Raw genomic sequence first — 23,055 nt, forward strand, 5'->3', positions numbered from 1 at the left:
TCGGCGATGAATACGATTTATGTGTTCGGCCTCGGCGCCGGAGATGTAAAACAGCTGCCGATCGGTGTGTACCGAAAGCTAAAGCGGGCGCATCCGCTCTTTTTGCGGACGAAAGAACACCCGGTGGTCAAATGGCTTACGGAGGAAGGGATTGCGTTTACGTCATTTGATGAAGTGTATGAAAAACACGAGCAGTTTGCTGATGTGTACGCTGACATCGTCGATCAATTGACGGAACAGGCGAAGCGCGGCGATGTGTTTTACGCTGTTCCCGGCCATCCGCTTGTTGCCGAGCGGACGGTGCAGCTTCTTTTCGAAGCTGAGCGGCGCGGCGTCTGCCGAATCGTGATCGAAGGTGGTCAAAGCTTTTTGGATGCGCTGTTTACGGCGGTGCGCATCGATCCAATTGAAGGGTTTCAATTGCTTGATGCGACGACTTTTCGAGGAGAAGAATGGTCGCCTTCACTGCATGCTGTTTTTTGTCAAGTGTACGATTCGTTTGTGGCCTCGAACGTGAAGCTTTCTTTGATGGAGCAGCTTCCCGACGATTACCCGATCTACATTGTCACCGCGGCAGGCACGAAGGACGAGCAAGTAAAGCGCGTGCCGCTTTATGAGTTGGACCGCGAGACGGAGCTTGACAACTTGACAAGCGTCTACGTGCCGCCGGTGAAGGACGAGCCGTTGCTTTACCACCGGTTTGAGACGCTGCGCCGCGTCATCGCCACGCTGAGAGGGCCGAACGGCTGTCCATGGGATCGGAAGCAGACGCATGCGTCGCTGAAGCGCTATTTGCTTGAGGAGGCGTATGAGCTGCTCGAGGCGATTGACGAGGGTGACGATGATCATATGGTCGAGGAGCTCGGCGACGTATTGCTGCAAGTGATGCTCCATGCGCAAATCGGCGCCGACCGAGGGTTGTTTTCGATCGACGACGTCATCCGCACGCTGACGGCGAAAATGATCCGACGCCACCCGCATGTGTTTGGCGATGTCACGGCCGAGACGGCCGAACAAGTCGTTGCCAACTGGGAGAAGATCAAGGAGAAAGAAAAAGGGGGCGGGCTTTCGGAATCGATTCTTGCCGACATTCCGAAAAGTCTGCCGGGGACGATGCGGGCGTACGAGCTGCAGAAACGAGCGGCGAAAGTCGGGTTTGACTGGGATGATGCCGCGCCGATATGGCAAAAAGTCGAAGAAGAAATGGCCGAGTTTCGAGCCGAAACGTCCGGCGGCCGTCGCGATCGGCTTGTCGGCGAGTTTGGCGATCTATTGTTCGCGCTCATCAACCTTGCCCGTTATTACGGGATTCAACCGGAAGAAGCGTTGCAAATGGCCAACGACAAATTTGCCCGCCGTTTCGCTTATATCGAGGAACAAGTGCGAAAAAGCGGCCGATCGATCACCTCGTTTTCGCTTGCCGAACTCGATCGTTTTTGGGAAGAAGCCAAAGAAAACGAACGGTAAGGGGGATCATGCAATGCGCCTTGATAAATTTTTAAAAGTGTCCCGCCTCATCAAACGCCGCACGTTGGCGAAGGAAATCGCCGATCAAGGGAGAGTGTGGATCAACGGCCATGTCGCCAAAGCGAGCTCTGATGTGAAAGTCGGCGATGAATTGACGATTCAATTTGGGCAAAAGCGGGTAACGGTAAAAGTGACGGATCTAAAAGAAACAACGAAAAAAGAGGAGGCAACCGGGCTGTACGAATTGATCCGCGAAGAACGGACCACCCCGGCGCCGGAACAAGACGACGTCTAATTTGTCCTGCAGGCTTGTTCTAAACCATCCCCCGCTGACATACATATGGTACAAACAACGGATGAGAAAAGGCGGTTGGCCTTGCCGGCTTTCTATACTAAATGGAAATGCGGGGGATGAACATGAGTCGACACGATGAATTTGGCGGAAGCACGAACAAAGGTCCGGTCCAGGAACATGATGTGATCATGCGCGGCCGGCGCCTTCTTGACATCACCGGGGTGAAACAAGTCGAGAGCTTTGACAACGAGGAGTTTTTGCTTGAGACGGTCATGGGCTTTTTGGCCATCCGCGGGCAAAACTTGCAGATGAAAAACTTAGATGTCGACAAAGGCGTTGTTTCGATTAAAGGGCGCATTTTCGACCTCGTTTATTTAGATGACCATCAGGAGAAGGCTAAAGGATTCTTTAGCAAGTTGTTCAAATGAATGTCAGCATACAGCTGTACACCATGCTGGCGATGATTGGCATGGGCGGCTGGCTTGGCCTGGCGTGGGATACGTACAGCCGGATGTTGAAACGGCATGAGCGGGCGCACTGGCTCGTCTTTGTGAATGACGTGCTGTTTTGGGCGGTGCAGGCGCTCATCGTGTTTTATGTGCTTCTTTTCGTCAATGAAGGCGAGCTTCGCTTTTATTTGTTTCTCGCGCTTTTATGCGGATATGCCGCTTATCAAAGCTTGCTCCGCTCCTTTTATGTTCGGGTGCTCGAGTGGTTCATTGGGCTTGCGGTAAGACTCGGACAGACGCTCGTTCAGCTGTTCCGCCTCATGGTCATGCGCCCGCTCATCCTCCTTGGGCAAATGGCGCTGGCACTTCTATTGTTCGCTTGGCGGCTTTTGTTGTGGATCGTTCGGTTTGTGCTGCTGGCTGTTTGGAAGATGATCCGCCTTTTGCTTGCTCCGCTGCGTTGGACGGGCATCATGATTTGGCGGCGGGTGCCGCCGCAAAGACGAGCCGGGGTGGAAAAATTTTTTCGACGTTTAAAAGGATTTGCTGGACAAATCAAGAATACAAAAGAGAAAATAAGCATGTGGTTTGCGAAATGGCGCGAGTAAAAGAGGTGTAAACGCGATGAACGTGCCCCGGAGAACGAATGTGACGAAGCTGTCGTCGACGTACATAGCTGAGCATGAGGAGAAAAAGCAGAAGGCGGCGAGAAGACGGCGGGCTGTCGCTGTCCGTTTGGTTGTCTGGTCGTTGTTGTTTGCGATGTTCGCCTCCGCTCTTGTCTACACCTTGCACTCGCAAGCGAAGGCGATCGATGTAAAAACGGCGGAACAGCAAAAGCTGAAAGAGCAGCTTGCGGAGCTTAAACGGAAGGAAAAGCAACTGAAAGAGGAAATGAAAAAGTTGCATGATGATGACTATATCGCCGAGCTGGCGCGGAAAAAATATTACTTATCGAAAGATGGAGAAATTATTTTCGTCTTGCCGGAAAAATAATTTTGCCTGCGAATGCCCGTTTTCTATGGGCATTCGTCATATTGACACGCATTTTTTTCATTCGCTATAATAAAAAAAACACCATCTTTAAAGCGTTTTAAGGAGGAGCACTTTTTTTATGTCGATTGAAGTAGGCAGCAAGTTACAAGGCAAGGTCACGGGCATTACGAAATTTGGGGCGTTTGTGGAGCTGCCGGAGGGGGTCACAGGACTCGTTCACATTAGCGAGGTAGCCGATAACTATGTCAAAGACATCAACGATCATCTGAAAGTCGGCGATATGGTGTATGTCAAAGTCATCAACGTCGGTCAAGATGGAAAAATTGGCCTGTCCATTCGCAAAGCAAAAGACACGCCTTCTTCGCAGCGGCCGCGCCATCGGACAAACGACCGCTCCGCGGCGGACAGCTTAGAACAAAAAATCAGCCGATTCTTAAAAGAGAGTGAAGACCGATTGGCATCGTTGCGCCGTCATACGGAGTCGAAGCGGGGAGGTCGTGGAGCGAGACGAGGGTAACTTGCTGCTGAAAGATTGTTTGAAGGATGACAAATTAGGAAACAAGCATCCGTCGCTATGGATGCTTTTTTGTTTCTGTATGGAATAAGAGGATATATTTCCCCTCTGCATTTTCCGCCTATATGTATTGACAATCGTCATCTCCTCCGTTATGATATAAACTGTTGTCACACGGCGGTGTAGCTCAGCTGGCTAGAGCGTACGGTTCATACCCGTGAGGTCGGGGGTTCGATCCCCTCCACCGCCACCAACAATCAAACATGGCCCGTTGGTCAAGTGGTTAAGACACCGCCCTTTCACGGCGGTAACACGGGTTCGAATCCCGTACGGGTCATCGCAAACGAGCATGCGCCATCAAGCGACATGCTCGTTTTTCTTTTTTGTCTCTTTCTGTCGGAACAAGCCTGTTGACCGCGTTTTGCCGTGGAAAACGTCGAACGATTTTTTATTTTTCTCTGTGGTTTTGACAAATTTCTGACAATTCAAGCTATATAATAGGGGGTAATAGAAAGGTAAAGGAGAGGATCGGGAATGGAAAGAGTAGAAAGAGGGACGGTGCGCCGCAGCATTTCGGAAGTGCCGATTCATGACACGCAAGCAACGGTGTCGCGCTGGATGCGCCATGTGAAGCTGCGCCTTGGTCATCTGTTCATCCATCAAGGCTTTTTGCTTCTTCTTGTCGGCTTTTTGCTTGGACGAGCGTTGATTTTATCGAAGCTGACCCCGTTCGCTTTGCCATTTTTCGTTTCGGTCTATATGCTGCGCCGCGACAAGGCCGCTTTTGCGTTGATCTCGCTGTTGGCCGGTGCTTTGACGCTGTCGCTTGATGTGGCGCTGTTTGTCGGCATTTCCATTTTTGGCTTTCTCTTTATTTACGGATGGGTGCGGAGGGTGATCAGTGAGTCACTGAAAATCGTTCCATTTGTTGTGTTTGTGCTGTCTCTTTCCGCCAAATGGCTGATCTCCTATTATTGGCTCGGAGAGCGATCGGTCTACGGCGCCGCCATGGCGGTCGTCGAAGCCGGGCTGTCGCTTGTATTGACCTTGATTTTTATGCAAAGCATCCCGTTGTTGACAGTGCAGAAGCATAAACATGCGTTGCGAGCGGAAGAGATCATTTCGTTGATCATTTTGCTCGCCTCGATGTTGACCGGGATGATCGGTTGGGCTGTGTACGGTTTGTCGCTTGAGCATGTGATGTCGCGCTACCTCGTTTTGTTGTTCGCGTTTGTCGCCGGGGCGGCGACCGGCTCCACCGTCGGCGTTGTCACCGGGCTTGTACTGAGCTTGGCAAATGTCGGCAACTTGTCGGAAATGAGTTTGCTTGCTTTCGCCGGGCTGCTTGGCGGGTTGCTGAGGGAAGGGAAAAAACTTGGGGTGGCGTTCGGCCTCCTCGTCGCGACGTTGTTGCTTGGTTTATACGGCGAAGGGAAGAGTGAGCTTGTGCCGACGTTGCTTGAATCCGGCATCGCAATTATGCTGTTTTTTGGTACATCCCGTTCACTGACGGAGAAAATCGCCAAATACATTCCCGGCACGGCAGAATATATCAATGAGCAACAACAATACGTCCGGAAAATCCGCGATATGACGGTGCAACGCGTCTCGCAGTTTTCCAACGTCTTTCAGGCGCTGGCGGAAAGCTTTTCGCCCGAACCGCTTCCGGATGCCAATGAATACAGCGACCGTGAAGTCGACTATTTTTTGAGCGACATCACGGAAAAAACGTGCCAAACGTGCTTTAAGAAGACGCAATGCTGGGCGGACAACTTTCGTACAACCTATGCGTACATGAAGCAAATGATGGGCGAGGCGGACGAAAAAACATTGTCGCAAAACCATCAGTTGCTGCGCGAGTGGGAGCGGTATTGCGTCAAGGCCGGCAAAGTCGTCGACGCGATTGAAAAAGAGATGGTTGCTTATCAAGCAAACCGCAAGCTCAAACGGCAAATCCACGAAAGCCGGAAGCTTGTCGCTGAACAGCTGTTGGGCGTTTCGCAAGTGATGGACGATTTCGCCAAAGAAATGCAGAAAGAACAGGAAAACCATTATTTGCAGGAAGAACAAATTTACCATGCGCTGCAAGAGTTTGGCATCGAAGTGGGCCATGTCGACATTTACAGTTTGGAAAAAGGAAATATCGATATTGAAATGAGCATTCCTTACTGCGAAGGGCGGGGTGAGTGCGAAAAACTGATCGCGCCGATGCTGTCAGATATTTTAGGAGAGACGATCGTCGTCAAGCGCGAAGAGTGCGCCGCCTACCCGAACGGCTACTGCCGCGTCGCCTTCGGCTCGACGAAAGCGTTCGTCGTCGAAACGGGCGTCGCGTTTGCCGCCAAAGGAGGGGGGTTCATTTCTGGCGACAGTTATGCAACGATTGAACTTGCTACCGGCAAGTACGCCGTTGCCATCAGCGATGGCATGGGCAATGGGGAGCGGGCGCATGACGAAAGCCGCGAGACGCTGCGCCTGTTGCAAAAGATTTTGCAGACGGGAATGGACGAGTCGATTGCCATCAAATCGATCAATTCGATTTTGGCATTGCGGACGACAGAAGACATGTATGCGACGCTCGATTTGGCCATCATTGACTTGCAAAACGCGGCGACGAAGTTTTTGAAAATCGGATCGACGCCAAGCTTTATTAAGCGCGGTGACAAGGTGATGAAAGTGGAAGCGAGCAACTTGCCGATGGGCATCATTAAAGAAGTGGAATTTGACGTTGTCACCGAGCAGCTGAAATCGGGCGACTTGCTCATTATGATGAGCGATGGTGTGTTTGAAGGGCCGATGAACGTCGAAAACCATGATGTTTGGATGAAGCGGAAAATTCAAGAATTAAAGACGAACGACCCGCAGGAAGTCGCCGATTTGATCATGGAAGAAGTGATTCGCCAATGCGGCGGCGAGATTGAAGACGATATGACCGTCGTTGTCGCCAAAGTTCGGCACAATACGCCGAAATGGGCGACGATTCCGGCATACATGTATATGAAAAAGGCGCAATAGCTAGCGTATAAAAACGTTCCCCTGCGGCGATGATGGTAATACATTCGCCAAGGAGGGGAACGAACGTGCGAAAGGGAACGTTGCGGCAAATTTTGCTCATTACCGATGGCTGCTCCAACCATGGTGAGGACCCAGCCGCCATGGCGGCGCTAGCCCGTGAGCAAGGCATTACGGTGAACGTGATCGGCATCTTGGATCAAGGTGCGATGGATGAAAACGGACGGCGGGAAATTGAAGCGATCGCCGCGGCTGGCGGCGGGATGAGCCAAGTCGTGTACGCGAAACAGCTGTCGCAAACCGTGCAAATGGTGACGCGCCAAGCGATGACTCAGACGTTGCAAGGGCTCGTCAATCGCGAGTTGAAACAAATCTTTGGTTCTGACGTTTCGCTTGAGGACTTGCCGCCGGACAAGCGCGGCCAAGTGATGGAAGTCGTCGATGAACTCGGGGAAACGGTTGCCCTTGATGTGCTCATTTTGATCGATACGAGCGGGAGCATGAAAACAAAACTGCCGACCGTCAAAGAGGCGCTCATCGATTTATCGCTCAGCTTAAATGCGCGCATGGGCGAAAACCGCTTTTCGGTGTTCATCTTCCCGGGAAAACGGGCGCACGCCGAAAAAATGATCGACTGGACGCCAAGGATTGAAGAGTTGTCCACCATCTTTCCGAAATTGGCGTCGGGCGGGCTGACGCCGACCGGACCGGCGCTGCGTGAGGCAATCGCCTATTTTGAGCGTAAACGGTCGTTAAGGAGCTGGATCGGCGATGGCGATGAGCCATACATCGAAGAATCGTCTTTGTAATTTGCCGCCTGGTACGGTCATCACTGGGAAATGGCATGGCCGTTCCTACCGGCTGCTGCGGCGGCTTGGCAGCGGGGCGAACGGCGTCGTCTATTTGGCGGAGAACGGCCGGACTCGCGTCGCCGTCAAGTTGAGCGATGACTATGCGTCATTGGCATCGGAAATGAATATATTGCGCCGTTTTGCTAAGGTCCAGGGAGCCGCCCTCGGGCCTTCTTTGCTGGAAGCCGATGACTGGCAAAGCCCGTTTGCGCGGGAGACGATCCCGTTTTATGTGATGGAGTATATTGAAGGGGAGAATTTCGCTGCTTTCATCCGCCGCCGTGGAAAAGAATGGGCGCCCGTGCTCATGATGCAGCTGTTGTCGGTGCTTGATCGGCTTCATCAAGAAGGATGGGTATTTGGGGATTTAAAGCCGGATAATTTGATCGTTACCGGGTCGCCGCCGTCGGTTCGGTTGCTTGATGTGGGCGGGACGACGCTGCAAGGAAGGGCGGTAAAAGAGTTTACTGAGCTGTATGACCGCGGCTATTGGGGGCTTGGATCGCGCAAAGCGGAGCCATCTTACGACTTGTTTGCGGCGGCGATGGTGATGATTTCTTCTTGCTGCCCGGGGCCGATTGAGAAAAAGGGTGACGGTCGGGCGCAGCTGTTGTCCATCATCGAAACGGACCGCTTTTTAACCCGATACAAGGAGGTGCTGCAAAAGGCGCTTGACGGCCGATATCGAAAGGCGGCCGATATGCGTCGCGACTTATTGGCCGCCTCTTCCCGCCATACATCGGCGGAAAACGAAAGAAAGGCAGTGCCAAGCCGTCGGTCGGGGCGGCAGGTGAAACGGCGCCGCCAAGCGAGAGGGATTGTCGAAACGGTGGTCATCGCCGCCGCATTGCTGGGCGCCTATGCCTTTTATATATATTGGCAGCTGGCGATGTAATTGTTTTGAGAAAACAGGGCGGACGTGTTACGATGAAGCTGAACGAAACGCAAAGAGGTTGGCTCGGATGATCGACAAAGTGCGCGCCTTTATCCACAGGCATCAACTGCTTTCAGAAGGAGCGGCCGTCATCGTTGGCGTCTCCGGAGGCCCGGATTCGCTTGCGTTGCTGCACGTTTTTTTGTCGCTGCGCGACGAATGGAAGCTTCAGGTCATAGCGGCCCATGTTGACCATATGTTTCGTGGGCGGGAGTCAGAAGAAGAGATGGAGTTTGTGAAACGTTTTTGCGTGGAGCGCCGTATTTTATGTGAGACTGCGCAAATCGACGTCCCGGCCTTTCAGCGCAGCGCAGGTCTCGGCGCCCAAGAGGCGGCGCGGATCTGCCGCTACCGCTTTTTTGCCGAACTAATGGAAAAGCATCAAGCGGGGTACGTCGCCGTAGGCCATCATGGCGACGATCAAGTCGAGACGATTTTAATGCGGCTTGTGCGCGGCAGCACAAGCAAAGGATACGCTGGTATCCCCGTCAAACGGCCGTTTCACGGCGGCTATCTCATCCGTCCGTTTTTGGCTGTCAGCCGGGCGGAGATTGAAGCGTATTGCCGGCAGATGGAGCTGTCTCCACGCCGCGATCCGAGCAATGAAAAAGACGATTATACGCGCAACCGGTTCCGCCATCATATTGTCCCGTTGCTGCGGCAGGAAAATCCGCGCCTGCACGAGCGGTTTCAGCAATACAGCGAAATGATGGCGGAAGATGAGCAATTTTTGGAGGAATTAGCCGCGGACGCGCTGAATAAAGTAATGGAAAAACAACATCGCGATGCGGCGCTTTCCATCGGACCATTTTTGGCGCTGCCGCGACCGCTGCAGCGCCGGGTGCTGCAGCTGTTGCTTCTCCGTCTTTATGACGGCGTTCCGCCGACATTGACTTCCGTACATATCGGCCATATACTGATGCTTTGTGAGCGCGGCCGCCCTTCCGGAATGATCGATTTGCCAAAAGGGCTCAAAGTGATTCGCTCGTACGACCGCTGTTTGTTTACGTTTGACGCAGAAAGCGGCGAGAAAGGCTATTGGTTTGAACTGCCGGTTCCGGCGCTATTGCCCCTCCCAAACGGCTATGCAATCATCAGTGAATTTGGGGAACACTATCCAAGAAAGCAGGCCGGGAATGATTGGTTCGTCGTGGATCCTGCTTCCGTCTCCTTGCCGCTTCGCGTGCGGACGCGTCGGCGCGGCGACCGGATGGTGCTCAAGGGGACGGGAGGCACAAAAAAATTGAAAGAAATTTTCATTGAAGCAAAAATTCCGCGGATGGAAAGGGATCGCTGGCCGATTGTCGAAGATGCCGACGGTCGCATCCTTTGGGTGCCTGGCTTGAAAAAATCGGCTTTCGAAGCGCAAAACCTTGGGCAAGCTCGCTATATTTTGCTGCAATATCAGGCGATGAACAGCTAGGAGGAAAAAAGATGGGGATGAAAGACGATATTCAAAAAGTGTTGATCACGGAAGAGGAAATTCAGGCAAAAGTCAAAGAACTCGGCGGTTTGTTAACGAAAGAATATGAAGGCCGTTTTCCGCTCGCTGTCGGCGTTCTCAAAGGGGCGATGCCGTTTATGGCCGACTTGCTCAAACATATTGATACATATTTAGAAATGGATTTTATGGACGTATCAAGCTATGGCAATGCGACCGTTTCATCCGGCGAAGTGAAAATCGTCAAAGACTTGAACACATCCGTCGAAGGACGGGATATTTTGATCATTGAGGATATTATTGACAGCGGGCTGACGCTCAGCTATTTGGTCGACTTGTTTCGCTACCGGAAGGCGAATTCGATCAAAATCGTCACGCTTCTTGACAAGCCGTCTGGACGGAAGGCGGACATTCAAGCCGATTACACCGGATTTACCGTCCCCGATGAATTCGTCGTCGGCTATGGGCTCGATTACGCGGAAAAATACCGCAACCTCCCGTTTATCGGCGTCTTAAAGCCGGAAGTGTACCAAAAGTAGAACGGTTGCTGGGCGACGGCCGAATTGTTTGTATTGAAACAAATTTCTATGATAGTATTGAGTATAGTGTGTTTCATATGGGAGGAGGCAAGAAATGAACCGGATTTTCCGCAATACCATCTTTTATTTGCTGATTTTCCTCGTCGTGATCGGCGTCGTCAGCTTTTTTAACGGCACGAACCAGCGAACGGAGCCGATGACGTACGATGCGTTCATCACTCATCTGGAAAACGGGGATGTCAAGTCGTTTTCCATTAAGCCGGAGCGCGGCGTATATGAAATCAAAGGCCAGTTGAAAACATATAGCGAAGGGCAGTACTTTTCCACCTACGTCATGAACAGTGACAAAGTGCTTGACCGCATCGATGCGGCGGCGGCGCGGACGCGGGTGGAAGTCGTGCCAGCGGACGAAACGAGCGGATGGGTGACGTTTTTCACTTCCATCATCCCATTTGTGATTATTTTTATTTTGTTCTTCTTCATTTTGAACCAGGCACAGGGCGGCGGCAGCCGGGTGATGAATTTCGGCAAAAGCCGGGCGCGGCTGTATACGGATGACAAGCGGAAAGTCCGCTTCCGCGATGTGGCTGGGGCAGATGAGGAAAAGGAAGAGTTGGTGGAAATCGTCGAGTTTTTAAAAGATCCGCGCAAGTTTGCGGAACTTGGCGCCCGCATTCCGAAAGGGGTATTGCTCGTTGGGCCGCCCGGAACCGGGAAAACGCTGTTGGCGCGCGCGGTTGCCGGAGAAGCGGGCGTGCCGTTTTTCTCGATCAGCGGGTCGGATTTCGTGGAAATGTTCGTCGGGGTCGGGGCATCGCGGGTGCGCGACTTGTTTGAAACGGCGAAAAAAAATGCCCCGTGCATCATCTTCATTGATGAGATCGACGCCGTCGGCCGCCAGCGCGGCGCCGGCCTTGGCGGCGGCCATGACGAGCGTGAGCAGACGCTCAACCAACTGCTTGTCGAAATGGACGGCTTTAACGGCAACGAAGGGATCATTATTATCGCGGCCACCAACCGGCCGGACATTTTAGACCCGGCGCTGTTGCGCCCGGGGCGCTTCGACCGGCAGATTACCGTCGACCGCCCGGACGTCAAAGGGCGCGAAGCGGTGCTGCGCGTGCATGCCCGCAACAAGCCGCTCGATGAATCGGTTGACTTGAAGACGATCGCGATGCGGACGCCTGGATTTTCCGGCGCCGACTTGGAAAACTTGCTGAATGAGGCGGCGCTCGTTGCAGCGCGCCGCAACAAAAAGAAAATTGATATGAGCGACATCGACGAGGCGACGGACCGGGTGATTGCCGGACCGGCGAAAAAAAGCCGCGTCATTTCGGAAAAAGAACGGCGCATCGTCGCGTTTCACGAAGCTGGGCATACGGTCATCGGCATGGTGCTCGCCGATGCGGAAATGGTGCATAAAGTGACGATTGTGCCGCGCGGCCAAGCCGGAGGCTATGCGGTCATGCTGCCGAAAGAAGACCGCTACTTTATGACGAAAGCCGAACTGATGGATAAAATCACCGGACTGCTCGGCGGGCGCGTTGCCGAGGAAATCGTGTTCAATGAAGTGAGTACAGGGGCCCATAACGATTTTCAGCGGGCGACAAACATCGCGCGCCGGATGGTGACGGAGTTTGGCATGAGCGAAAAGCTTGGTCCGCTTCAATTCGGCCAACCGAGCGGGCAAGTGTTTTTAGGACGTGACTTACACAACGAGCAAAACTACAGCGACAAAATCGCCTATGAAATTGACTTAGAGATTCAGCGCATCATTAAAGAGTGCTATGAAAAAGCGAAACAAATTTTGACCCAACATCGGGACAAATTGGATTTGATCGCCAACACGCTGTTAGAAGTCGAGACGCTCGATGCGGAGCAAATTAAACATTTGTTCGAACATGGCACGCTGCCCAAAGACCGGAACGGGCGCGAGGAGTCCGGCAAAAGCGACGGCGATGTGAAAATCAACATCCAAAAGAAAGAGGAGTAATCGATGTCTCTGTTCGGAGGCATCTTTTTTTTGCCGGCGGCCCAGGGAAAGAAGGACAGTTTTTTTCCCGTAAGTATGATATGATAAAGAATGGGAATTTATCGAGGAAAAGCGAGGAATGAAGCGATGATTTTTGTATTGGACGTCGGCAATACAAACACGGTGTTAGGGGTGTATGACGGGGACGAACTGAAACATCATTGGCGCATTGAAACAAGCCGCTCGAAAACGGAAGACGAATACGGCATGATGATCAAAGCGCTCTTGAACCATGTCGGCTTGCAGTTTTCCGACATTCGAGGCATCATCATTTCCTCGGTCGTGCCGCCGATTATGTTTGCTCTTGAACGCATGTGTCTAAAATATTTCCATATCAAACCGCTCATCGTCGGTCCGGGCATTAAAACCGGGCTCGACATCAAATATGACAATCCGCGTGAGGTGGGCGCCGACCGGATTGTCAACGCGGTCGCCGGCATCCATTTGTACGGCAGTCCGCTGATTATCGTCGATTTTGGCACGGCGACGACGTATTGTTATATTAATGAACATAAACAATATATGGGAGGGGCCATTGCCCCGGGAATTATGATCTCGACAGAGGCTCTGTTTGCGCGGGCGGCGAAATTGCCGCGCATTGAAATCGCCCGCCCGGATGATATCATCGGCAAAAATACGGTCAGCGCCATGCAAGCCGGTATTTTATACGGTTATGTCGGACAAGTGGAAGGCATCGTGTCGCGAATGAAGGCGAAAAGCAAAATCCCGCCGAAGGTGATTGCTACTGGCGGTTTGGCTCCGCTCATTGCCAGCGAATCGGACATCATCGATGTCGTTGATCCGTTTTTGACGCTGACTGGCTTAAAATTGTTGTACGAGAAAAACACCGAGAAAAAAGGATGAAAGGCTTGATGAAGATGGGAGACTACTTAGTCAAAGCACTCGCTTACAATGGACAAGTGAGAGCGTATGCCGCAAGAACGACGGAAACGGTCGCCGAGGCGCAACGCCGCCACCAAACATGGCCGACCGCCTCAGCGGCCCTTGGTCGAGCGTTGACCGCTGGTGTTATGATGGGAGCGATGCTGAAAGGCGAGGAAACGTTGACGATTAAAATTGACGGCGGCGGCCCGATCGGCGTCATTTTAGTCGACAGCAACGCCAGAGGGGAAGTGCGTGGCTATGTAACGAATCCGCATGTGCATTTTGAGCTGAACGAGCACGGGAAACTTGATGTGGCACGGGCGGTCGGAAAAAATGGGATGTTGACGGTTGTGAAGGATCTTGGGCTGCGCGACTTTTTCACCGGACAAGTGCCGCTTATCTCCGGGGAGCTTGGCGATGATTTTACGTATTATTTTGCTTCGTCCGAACAAATTCCGTCATCGGTTGGCGTCGGGGTGCTCGTCAATCCCGACCATACCATCCGAGCCGCCGGAGGATTTATGATCCAGTTGATGCCCGGGACGGAGGAGAACACGATCACTCGCATTGAAGAGCGGCTGAAACAAATTCCGCCCGTGTCGCGCATGATCGAAAGAGGGCTCAGCCCGGAACAGCTGCTCGAACAACTGTTGGGAGATGGAGGCGTCCGTGTGCTCGAGACGATGCCGGTGTCATTCGTCTGCCGCTGTTCGCGCGAGCGGATCGCTGATGCCCTTATCAGCCTAGGGCCCGAGGAAATCCAAGACATCATCGACAAAGAAGGGCAGGCGGAAGCTTCGTGCCATTTTTGCAATGAAACGTACCATTTCGACAAAGCGGAGCTGGAACAGTTGAAACAACTCGCAAAAAAAGAATGAAAACAGTAAAATGATTGACAATTACGCCAATAGTTGATACATTGGAGACAAAGTCGATAAAATTAATGGGGATTAGAGGTGGAACAATGGCACGCACAGTCAACTCGATAACCGAATTGATCGGCGATACGCCGGCCGTGAAACTGAACCGCATCGTTGATGAAGACAGCGCGGATGTGTATTTGAAACTGGAATTTATGAACCCAGGCAGCAGCGTCAAAGACCGGATTGCGTTGGCGATGATTGAAGCGGCGGAAAAAGCGGGCAAGCTGAAGCCGGGCGACACGATCGTTGAGCCGACAAGCGGCAACACTGGGATCGGATTGGCGATGGTCGCGGCGGCGAAAGGATATAAGGCTGTATTGGTCATGCCGGATACGATGAGCTTGGAGCGCCGCAACCTGCTGCGGGCGTATGGAGCCGAGCTTGTGCTCACACCGGGTGCACAAGGGATGCGCGGAGCAATCGCAAAGGCGGAAGAGCTCGTCCGCGAGCACGGCTACTTTATGCCGCAGCAATTTAAAAACGAGGCGAACCCGGAAATCCATCGCTTGACGACCGGGAAAGAGATCGTGGAGCAAATGGGCGACCAGCTTGATGCGTTTGTTGCCGGCGTTGGCACGGGCGGAACGATCACCGGAGCAGGCAAAGTGTTGCGCGAAGCTTACCCAAACATTAAAATTTACGCCGTTGAACCGGCCGATTCCCCAGTCTTGTCGGGAGGAAAACCGGGCCCGCACAAAATCCAAGGGATCGGCGCTGGCTTTGTTCCAGATATTTTGGATACGAGCATTTACGATGGGGTTATTACGGTAACGACGGAAGAAGCGTTTGCGGCGGCCCGCCGCGCGGCTCGCGAGGAAGGCATTCTCGGCGGCATTTCGTCCGGCGCTGCGATTCATGCGGCATTGAAAGTGGCGAAAGAGCTCGGCAAAGGGAAAAAAGTGCTCGCCATCATCCCGAGCAACGGCGAACGTTATTTGAGCACGCCTCTTTACCAATTTGAAGACTAAGCAGACTTTTTCGGCAGGGGCAACCCTGTCGAATTTTTTTTACGAGGATGGTGACCCAGACGGACAATCATTGTACAATAAAAGTAACTATGGACATCGTAAGGAGCTGACGAGGATGGAACAGCGGCGCAGGCGACTGAAACGAACTATCGATTATCGCGGACGGGATTGGTTCCGCCAGTACGAACAGCTGGCCTATAGCCGGCCTCATCATGTGTTGCTTGAGAGCGGCCAAGGGGGAAGGTACAGCATGATCGGCCTTGACCCGATCGGAGTGATCCGCGCTGACGAGCGGCGGCTCATCATCAAGCAGCGCGGGGTTGAAACGGTGCTGGATGGCTCGCCGCTCGAAGGGCTCCGGCAATGGCTTCGGTGTTTCGCCGTGCCGGATGAGGGGGAGTCGTTGCCTTGCCAAGGCGGGCTGATCGGTTTCATTAGCTATGATGCGGTTCGCTATCTGGAACGGCTCCCGGTGCTCGCGCAAGATGATTTGCGGCTGCCGCTCATGTATTTTTTCCTCTTTGACGACGTAGCGATTTATGATCACCAAACTGAACAGCTTCATTTGCTTGCCTACGCGAATGAAGGGGAGGAAAGCGAAGCAAACCGGCGGCTTGCGCGGCAAGCACGGATGTGGCTCGAGGATCGGAATGAAGCGCTGGTCTGGCCGCTTGCTGCCTCGACAGCTGCGCCGTCTGTTTCCATGACAAAAGAGAGGTTTATGGATGCGGTTCGCCGCGTGCAACGCTATATTGCGGCGGGCGATGTGTTTCAAGTCAACTTATCGGTGCGTCAGTCGCAGCCGCTGGTGACGCATCCATTTGCCGTCTACAAGCAGTTGCGGATGCTGAACCCGTCCCCTTACATGGCGTATTTGCATACCCCGGAATTTCAAGTCGTCAGCGGCTCGCCGGAGTTGCTCGTCCGCAAGCGGGGATGGCGTCTTGAGACGCGGCCGATTGCCGGCACACGTTCGCGCGGTCGGACGGCGGCAGAGGATGAACAAATTGCTCGCAAGTTGCTTGCGAGTGAAAAGGAGCGGGCCGAGCACGCCATGCTCGTTGATCTTGAACGGAATGACCTTGGGCGCGTCTGTGCATACGGGACGGTTCGAGTTGACGAATGGATGACCGTCGAAAAGTATTCTCATGTGATGCATATCGTTTCTCACGTATCCGGCACCATGACGACGGAGCACGATGCGTTTTCCGTCATTCGCGCCATGTTTCCCGGCGGGACGATCACCGGCGCTCCGAAAGTGCGAACAATGGAGATTATTGAAGAGTTGGAACCGGTCCGCCGCGGCTTGTACACGGGCTCGATCGGTTGGATCGATTTTCAAGGAAACATGGAGCTAAACATCGCCATTCGAACGATGGTCGTCAAAGACGGATTGGCGCATGTACAGGCAGGAGCGGGCATCGTCATCGATTCCAACCCAGAGCATGAGTACAAGGAATGTTTAAAGAAAGCGGCTGCCCTTTGGAAAGCGAAAGAGCTGAGCGAAGCAGAGGCATTATTTCCGAGCATGAGGTGAGAATGATGATCGTCATGATTGATAACTACGATTCATTTACGTACAATTTGGTGCAATATTTGGGCGTGTTGGGAGAAGAGCTGATTGTCAAACGGAATGATGAAATTACGGTGGCTGAAATCGAACGACTCCGCCCTGATTTTATTATGATTTCCCCCGGTCCATGCACACCGAATGAGGCAGGGGTCAGCCTGGAAGTCATCGATCGCTTTGCCGGCCAAATTCCGATTTTCGGCGTCTGCCTCGGACATCAAGCCATCGCCCAGGCGTTCGGCGGCCGCGTTGTCCGCGCTCCAAGGCTGATGCACGGGAAAACATCGTCCGTCTACCATGATGGGGAGACGATTTTCCGCGGCGTGCCGAACCCGTTTACGGCAACGCGCTACCATTCCCTTATCGTCGAGAAAGAGACGCTTCCGGACTGTTTCGTCGTGTCGGCTTGGACGGAAGAGGGTGAAGTGATGGCGATTCGCCATAAAACGCTGCCGGTGGAAGGCGTGCAGTTTCACCCGGAATCGATTATGACAAGCCATGGGATGCAGCTGTTGAAAAACTTTATCAACACGTATAAAAAGGCGTGACAGTCATGTACGTGTATATCAACGGCGCGGTCGTTCCGCGCGAAGAAGCGCAGTTATCAGCGTTTGATCACGGCTTTTTATATGGGCTCGGCTTATTTGAAACATTCCGCACGTATAGCGGCCACCCTTTTTTGCTTGACGATCATTTGGCCCGATTGAACAAAGGGCTGTCTGAGCTTCACATCGAAAGGCAGTTCGGCCGCGCCGAAGTGGTGGCGATCATCGAGCAGTTGCTCGAGGCCAATGGCTTGCGCGACGCTTATGTGCGCTTCAATGTATCGGCCGGGGTCGGCGATCTCGGCTTGCCGATCGAACGTTACCGAAACCCGACCGTCATCGTCTATATGAAGCCGCTTCCGCCGTCCGTCCCTCCGGAAGGAAAAGAAGGGGTGGTGCTCGCGGCAAGGCGAAACAGCCCGGAAGGCAATGAGCGACTAAAGTCGCACCATTATTTAAACAATATGATTGGGAAATGGGAGCTCGGACATCGACCTCATGCGGAAGGAATTTTTTTGAATTCAGATGGTGCGGTAGCGGAGGGGATCGTTTCCAATATTTTTTGGGTGAAAGACGGCATCGTCTACACGCCAGCGCCGGCTGTCGGCATATTAAACGGCATCACAAGACAATTCATCATTGCTTTGCTCAAGCAGTTGCGCATCCCAGTTGAAGAAGGGGTATATCCGCTGTCCCATTTGTTGCAGGCTGATGAAGCATTTATCACCAACTCTGTGCAGGAAATTGTACCCCTTTGCCGCATTGGCCATTGCGTTTACCAAGGAAAAAATGGTCCGGTGGTCCGGGCCTTGCAGCACCATTACCGACGCTTGACCCATCGGCTATGGACGAGGAACGAATTGGCAGAAAGGATGAACGACTGATGACAACATCGATGCGCCCTCTTCGGCTTCAATGCCGCGGGCATGAGCTTGACTTAAACAAAAAAACGTTGATCATGGGCATTGTCAACGTCACGCCCGATTCGTTTTCCGACGGCGGCCGGTTTTACGACGTGGAAAACGCGGTCAAGCACGCGAAGCGGCTCGTGGCGGAAGGAGCAGACATCATTGACATCGGCGGTGAATCAACTCGTCCGGGGGCGGATCCAGTGCCGCTTGATGAAGAATTGCGCCGCGTCATTCCGGCGGTAAAAGCGATTGCTAAGGCGGTGAGTGTGCCGATCTCAATTGACACGTACAAAGCGGAAGTGGCGCGGCAAGCCATGGAGGCTGGGGCGCACATCATCAACGACGTTTGGGGAGCCAAGGCGGACCCTGATATGGCCGGTGTTGCCGCCACGTACGGCGCGCCGATCATTTTAATGCACAACCGCCGCGATATGGCCTATCGCGATTTGATTTCCGACATGATCGCCGATTTGAAAGAAAGCATTCGCATTGTCAAAGAGGCGGGTGTGAAAGATGAGAACATTATTTTAGATCCGGGGATCGGCTTCGCCAAGACGGTCGAGCATAACTTGGAGGTGATGCGGCGCCTTGATGAATTTGCCGCTCTCGGCTATCCGCTTTTGCTTGGCACGTCGCGCAAACGATTTATCGGCCATGTGCTCGGCGTGCCTGTCGAGGAGCGGGTCGAAGGAACAGGAGCGACCGTTTGTCTCGGCATCATGAAAGGGGTGCACATCGTCCGAGTCCATGATGTATTGCCGATTGCCCGCATGGCCAAAATGATGGATGCTATGCTTGGGAAGGGAGAGAGCGGTCATCGATAAAATTTATGTGCAAGGCATGGAGTTTTACGGCTACCACGGGGTGTTTCGCGAAGAAAACATCCTTGGCCAGCGATTTTTGGTCGATGTGACGTTGGAGCTCGACTTGCAGCCCGCCGGGCGGAGCGATTGTCTTGAGTATACCGTCAACTACGCCGATGTGTACGAGCGCTGCCGGGCGATCGTTGAGGAGCGGACGTTCGCCTTGATCGAGGCGGTCGCTGAAGCGATCGCCGCCGACTTGCTCGCTGCCTTTCCTGTTGTCGAGCGCTGCATTGTCAAAGTGACGAAGCCGAATCCGCCGATTCGCGGCCATTATCAACATGTCGCAGTCGAAATTGATAGGGGTCGTTAAATGGAAAACATCGCATATCTCGCTTTAGGCTCCAACCTCGGAGATCGTGTTTCCTATTTGCGTTCTGCCATTGAAGCGCTCCATCATCATCAGGAAATTTTGATCACATCGAGCTCATCGATTTATGAAACCGATCCGGTCGGCTATGTCAACCAAGGCAAGTTTTTAAACATGGTGATCGAGGTGGCGACGACGTTGTCGCCGTTTGCCTTGCTTGACGTGACCCAGCAAATCGAACGACGTCTTGGAAGAAAAAGGGAAATTCGCTGGGGACCACGGACGTTAGACCTTGACATTTTGCTGTATAATCATGAAAATATTGAAACAGAGCAGCTGACGATCCCGCATCCGCGCATGGCGGAGCGGGCGTTCGTGCTCATCCCGTTGTTTGAAGTCAACTCCCACGTGGCAATACCGAACCTTTCCGAGCCGTTAATCGACATCATTGGCCGACTACCTGACAAAAAAGGAGTTCATGTATGGAAGCGGAAAGATGGGGAAGACGTATTCGCGCTTTTCGAAAGTTGAAAGGATATACGCAAGAAAGACTGGCGAAAGAACTAGGCATTTCCGTATCGATCCTTGGTGAAATTGAACGGGGGAACCGGATGCCGTCCGATTCGCTCGTTGGACAAATCGCCGAACGGCTGAATATATCGGTGGAAGAACTGGCGCCGCCGAAACTCGAATCGAACAAGTAGAAAGGAGGCATCTGCGATGTTTCGCATTGGCGATGTCGAAATTAAAAACCGCGTCGTGCTCGCTCCGATGGCAGGCGTATGCAACTCCGCGTTCCGCCTGACCGTCAAAGAATTCGGCGCCGGGCTTGTATGCGCCGAGATGGTAAGCGACAAAGGAATCGTATACAACAACGAAAAGACGTTAAACATGTTATATATTGATGAACGGGAAAAGCCGATCAGCTTGCAAATTTTCGGCGGCGAGAAAGAAACGCTCGTCAAAGCGGCGAAATTTGTCGATAAAAATACGAATGCAGATATCATCGACATCAACATGGGTTGCCCAGTGCCGAAAATTACGAATTGCGACGCTGGAGCGAAATGGCTGCTTGACCCGAATAAAATTTATGATGTCGTTGCCGCGATCGTCGATGCCGTTGAAAAACCGGTCACGGTGAAAATGCGGATCGGTTGGGATGAAAAGCACATTTACGCCGTCGAAAACGCTCAAGCCGTTGAGCGCGCCGGCGGGAAGGCCGTCGCCGTCCACGGACGGACAAGGGTGCAAATGTATGAAGGAAAAGCGGACTGGAACATCATCAAGCAAGTGAAAGAAGCCGTCAACATCCCGGTTATCGGCAACGGAGATGTCAAAACGCCTCAAGATGCAAAGCGGATGCTTGAAGAAACAGGGGTCGACGGCGTCATGATCGGACGGGCGGCGCTTGGAAACCCTTGGATGATCTATCGCACTGTCCGTTATTTAGAAACTGGAGAGCTCATCCCGGAACCGACGCCGAGGGAAAAAATCGATGTCTGCCTGCTGCATTTAGACCGATTAATTGCCTTAAAAGGCGAATATATCGCCGTCAAAGAAATGCGTAAACACGCTGCTTGGTATTTAAAAGGCATTCGCGGCGCAGCGAAAATCCGGAACGCCATCAATGAATGTGAAACGCGGGACGAACTGGCCGCACTGTTGCTTCGCGTGGCGGAGGAAGCGGAAGTCCAAGCAGCGGCGAACGCCGAAGCCGTTTAACGGATTTCCGAAAGAAGTCTCCCACCTCAAGGAACGCGAAGGGTGTAACCCAGTGAGTAGGTGGGAGATGAATGTCGGTTGGCGTTAGCCAACGAATAGGATAGAATATGGCTAGAACGGACACCTTCGGAACGAAGGGAAGCGTAAAGGGTTCTTGTGTGTGGCTTACCGTTCGGCGAACACGCACAAGTCGCTTGAAGCCTCCACCTCTAAGCGAAGCGTAGGTGTGGGTAGTTCACACAACGGAGATGACGTTCATGCAGCGGAGGACTGCCAGCGAGCGCTGGCAGTATTTTTCGTAAAAAATCGCTAAATGGAGTGAATGAGGTATGAGTCATGAAGAATTGAACGACCAACTGCGCGTCCGCAGGGAAAAGCTGAAAAAAATTGAGGAATTGGGTGTCGACCCGTTTGGCAAACGGTTCGAGCGCACTCATAAAGCGCAAGAACTGTTCGAACTGTACGGCGATTTGTCGAAAGAGGAACTTGAAGAAAAGCAAATTGAAGTCGCCGTCGCCGGCCGCATCATGACAAAGCGCGGCAAAGGAAAAGCCGGGTTCGCCCATATCCAGGATGTCACCGGGCAGATTCAAATTTACGTCCGTCAAGACGATGTTGGCGAACAGCAGTACGAACTGTTTAAAATCTCTGACCTTGGCGATATCGTCGGCGTGCGCGGCACAATGTTTAAAACAAAAGTTGGTGAACTTTCCATCAAAGTGTCGTCGTACGAATTTTTGACGAAAGCGCTGCGTCCGCTGCCGGAAAAATACCATGGTTTGAAAGACATAGAGCAACGCTATCGCCAGCGTTATCTCGATTTAATTATGAATCCGGAGAGCAAAAAGACGTTCATCACCCGCAGTTTCATCATCCAATCGATGCGGCGGTATCTCGACAGCCGTGGCTATTTGGAAGTTGAAACGCCGATGATGCACGCCGTTGCTGGCGGCGCTGCGGCGCGCCCGTTCATTACGCATCATAACGCATTGGATATGACCCTTTATATGCGAATCGCCATCGAGCTCCATTTAAAACGGCTCATCGTCGGTGGTTTGGAAAAAGTGTATGAAATCGGCCGCGTTTTCCGGAACGAAGGCATTTCCACCCGCCATAATCCGGAGTTTACGATGCTCGAATTGTACGAGGCGTACGCCGATTTCCGTGACATCATGGAACTAACGGAAAACTTGATCGCCCACATTGCCACTGAAGTGCTTGGAACGACGAAAATTCAATACGGCGAGCATGTCGTCGACTTAACGCCCGAGTGGCGGCGCCTCCATATGGTCGATGCGATCAAGGAATATGTCGGCGTCGACTTCTGGCGGCAGATGAGCGACGAAGAGGCGCGGGAGCTGGCGAAAGAACATGGAGTGGAAGTTGCTCCACATATGACGTTTGGCCATATTGTCAACGAATTTTTTGAACAAAAAGTCGAGTCTCACCTCATTCAGCCGACGTTCATTTATGGCCATCCGGTTGAAATTTCACCGTTGGCCAAGAAAAATCCGGACGACCCGCGTTTTACCGACCGATTTGAGCTGTTTATCGTCGGGCGTGAACATGCCAACGCCTTTACCGAATTGAATGATCCGATCGATCAGCGCCAACGCTTTGAGGCGCAGCTGAAAGAGCGTGAACAAGGAAACGATGAAGCACATGAAATGGACGAAGACTTCCTTGAAGCGCTCGAGTACGGCATGCCGCCAACAGGCGGGCTTGGCATCGGGGTCGACCGTCTGGTCATGCTGCTGACGAACTCGCCGTCGATCCGCGACGTGTTGCTTTTCCCGCAAATGCGTCATAAATAAATTTGATCGCTCCC

The 23,055-nt window shown here is 52.8% G+C and carries 24 protein-coding genes and 2 tRNA genes; all 26 read left to right on the plus strand.

Annotated features, from left to right (window positions below):
• Window positions 1-6 precede the first annotated feature (6 nt).
• Complete coding sequence (gene mazG / locus GHH_RS00315; protein ID WP_011229566.1) at window positions 7-1,467, plus strand: nucleoside triphosphate pyrophosphohydrolase; 1,461 nt, start codon at window positions 7-9, stop codon at window positions 1,465-1,467.
• A gap of 13 nt (window positions 1,468-1,480) precedes the next feature.
• Window positions 1,481-1,762 (plus strand): RNA-binding S4 domain-containing protein, encoded by a 282-nt coding sequence (locus tag GHH_RS00320; protein ID WP_012820451.1) that lies wholly within the window; start codon window positions 1,481-1,483, stop codon window positions 1,760-1,762.
• A gap of 122 nt (window positions 1,763-1,884) precedes the next feature.
• A complete protein-coding gene (gene yabP, locus GHH_RS00325; RefSeq protein ID WP_012820452.1) occupies window positions 1,885-2,190 on the plus strand; it encodes a sporulation protein YabP in 306 nt (101 codons plus the stop codon).
• Window positions 2,187-2,819 carry a spore cortex biosynthesis protein YabQ gene (gene yabQ / locus GHH_RS00330; RefSeq protein ID WP_012820453.1) on the plus strand — a complete coding sequence of 211 codons (633 nt, stop codon included), beginning with the start codon at window positions 2,187-2,189 and terminating at the stop codon, window positions 2,817-2,819. Before yabP ends, yabQ begins: the two co-directional genes overlap by 4 nt.
• A gap of 16 nt (window positions 2,820-2,835) precedes the next feature.
• Complete coding sequence (locus GHH_RS00335; protein ID WP_015373706.1) at window positions 2,836-3,207, plus strand: septum formation initiator family protein; 372 nt, start codon at window positions 2,836-2,838, stop codon at window positions 3,205-3,207.
• Window positions 3,208-3,325: 118 nt separating this feature from the next.
• Entirely contained in the window at window positions 3,326-3,724 is a 399-nt protein-coding gene (locus GHH_RS00340) for a S1 domain-containing RNA-binding protein (RefSeq protein WP_011229571.1), read from the plus strand.
• Window positions 3,725-3,897: 173 nt separating this feature from the next.
• Window positions 3,898-3,974, plus strand: a tRNA-Met gene (locus GHH_RS00345).
• Between the two features lie 12 nt (window positions 3,975-3,986).
• Window positions 3,987-4,058, plus strand: a tRNA-Glu gene (locus GHH_RS00350).
• 197 nt (window positions 4,059-4,255) lie between these two features.
• Window positions 4,256-6,736 (plus strand): stage II sporulation protein E, encoded by a 2,481-nt coding sequence (spoIIE, locus tag GHH_RS00355; RefSeq protein ID WP_012820456.1) that lies wholly within the window; start codon window positions 4,256-4,258, stop codon window positions 6,734-6,736.
• 29 nt (window positions 6,737-6,765) lie between these two features.
• Window positions 6,766-7,542: a VWA domain-containing protein gene (locus GHH_RS00360; RefSeq protein WP_020754013.1), complete on the plus strand. Its 777-nt coding sequence runs from the start codon at window positions 6,766-6,768 to the stop codon at window positions 7,540-7,542.
• A complete protein-coding gene (locus GHH_RS00365) occupies window positions 7,505-8,479 on the plus strand; it encodes a serine/threonine protein kinase (RefSeq protein ID WP_015373707.1) in 975 nt (324 codons plus the stop codon). The genes GHH_RS00360 and GHH_RS00365 overlap by 38 nt, the downstream gene beginning before the upstream one ends.
• A gap of 67 nt (window positions 8,480-8,546) precedes the next feature.
• Complete coding sequence (gene tilS / locus GHH_RS00370) at window positions 8,547-9,941, plus strand: tRNA lysidine(34) synthetase TilS (protein ID WP_015373708.1); 1,395 nt, start codon at window positions 8,547-8,549, stop codon at window positions 9,939-9,941.
• Between the two features lie 11 nt (window positions 9,942-9,952).
• Window positions 9,953-10,498: a hypoxanthine phosphoribosyltransferase gene (gene hpt, locus GHH_RS00375; RefSeq protein WP_012820458.1), complete on the plus strand. Its 546-nt coding sequence runs from the start codon at window positions 9,953-9,955 to the stop codon at window positions 10,496-10,498.
• Between the two features lie 94 nt (window positions 10,499-10,592).
• Window positions 10,593-12,491 (plus strand): ATP-dependent zinc metalloprotease FtsH, encoded by a 1,899-nt coding sequence (gene ftsH / locus GHH_RS00380; RefSeq protein ID WP_015373709.1) that lies wholly within the window; start codon window positions 10,593-10,595, stop codon window positions 12,489-12,491.
• Between the two features lie 126 nt (window positions 12,492-12,617).
• Complete coding sequence (locus GHH_RS00385; protein ID WP_011229578.1) at window positions 12,618-13,394, plus strand: type III pantothenate kinase; 777 nt, start codon at window positions 12,618-12,620, stop codon at window positions 13,392-13,394.
• 8 nt (window positions 13,395-13,402) lie between these two features.
• Window positions 13,403-14,293: an Hsp33 family molecular chaperone HslO gene (hslO, locus tag GHH_RS00390; RefSeq protein WP_015373710.1), complete on the plus strand. Its 891-nt coding sequence runs from the start codon at window positions 13,403-13,405 to the stop codon at window positions 14,291-14,293.
• Between the two features lie 86 nt (window positions 14,294-14,379).
• Window positions 14,380-15,306, plus strand: a complete 927-nt coding sequence (gene cysK / locus GHH_RS00395) for a cysteine synthase A (RefSeq protein ID WP_011229580.1) — start codon at window positions 14,380-14,382, stop codon at window positions 15,304-15,306.
• Between the two features lie 115 nt (window positions 15,307-15,421).
• Window positions 15,422-16,843: an aminodeoxychorismate synthase component I gene (gene pabB, locus GHH_RS00400; RefSeq protein ID WP_015373711.1), complete on the plus strand. Its 1,422-nt coding sequence runs from the start codon at window positions 15,422-15,424 to the stop codon at window positions 16,841-16,843.
• Window positions 16,844-16,848: 5 nt separating this feature from the next.
• Window positions 16,849-17,424, plus strand: a complete 576-nt coding sequence (gene pabA, locus GHH_RS00405; RefSeq protein ID WP_015373712.1) for an aminodeoxychorismate/anthranilate synthase component II — start codon at window positions 16,849-16,851, stop codon at window positions 17,422-17,424.
• Between the two features lie 5 nt (window positions 17,425-17,429).
• The gene (gene pabC / locus GHH_RS00410) at window positions 17,430-18,305 is read left to right on the plus strand and encodes an aminodeoxychorismate lyase (protein ID WP_015373713.1); all 876 of its coding nucleotides are present in this window, start codon (window positions 17,430-17,432) and stop codon (window positions 18,303-18,305) included.
• On the plus strand, window positions 18,305-19,156 hold the full coding sequence (gene folP / locus GHH_RS00415) for a dihydropteroate synthase (RefSeq protein WP_015373714.1): 852 nt from the start codon (window positions 18,305-18,307) through the stop codon (window positions 19,154-19,156). Before pabC ends, folP begins: the two co-directional genes overlap by 1 nt.
• On the plus strand, window positions 19,119-19,508 hold the full coding sequence (gene folB / locus GHH_RS00420) for a dihydroneopterin aldolase (RefSeq protein ID WP_014194586.1): 390 nt from the start codon (window positions 19,119-19,121) through the stop codon (window positions 19,506-19,508). Before folP ends, folB begins: the two co-directional genes overlap by 38 nt.
• Complete coding sequence (gene folK, locus GHH_RS00425) at window positions 19,509-20,036, plus strand: 2-amino-4-hydroxy-6-hydroxymethyldihydropteridine diphosphokinase (protein ID WP_015373716.1); 528 nt, start codon at window positions 19,509-19,511, stop codon at window positions 20,034-20,036.
• Window positions 19,988-20,209 (plus strand): helix-turn-helix domain-containing protein, encoded by a 222-nt coding sequence (locus tag GHH_RS00430; RefSeq protein WP_011229587.1) that lies wholly within the window; start codon window positions 19,988-19,990, stop codon window positions 20,207-20,209. Before folK ends, GHH_RS00430 begins: the two co-directional genes overlap by 49 nt.
• A 16-nt stretch (window positions 20,210-20,225) precedes the next feature.
• Window positions 20,226-21,227, plus strand: coding sequence for a tRNA dihydrouridine synthase DusB (dusB, locus tag GHH_RS00435; protein ID WP_011229588.1), 1,002 nt, complete (start codon window positions 20,226-20,228; stop codon window positions 21,225-21,227).
• 329 nt (window positions 21,228-21,556) lie between these two features.
• A complete protein-coding gene (gene lysS, locus GHH_RS00440) occupies window positions 21,557-23,041 on the plus strand; it encodes a lysine--tRNA ligase (protein WP_015373717.1) in 1,485 nt (494 codons plus the stop codon).
• The last annotated feature ends 14 nt before the right edge of the window (window positions 23,042-23,055 follow it).

Origin of the sequence: Geobacillus sp. GHH01 (assembly GCF_000336445.1) — a bacterium.
GTDB lineage: Bacteria > Bacillota > Bacilli > Bacillales > Anoxybacillaceae > Geobacillus > Geobacillus zalihae.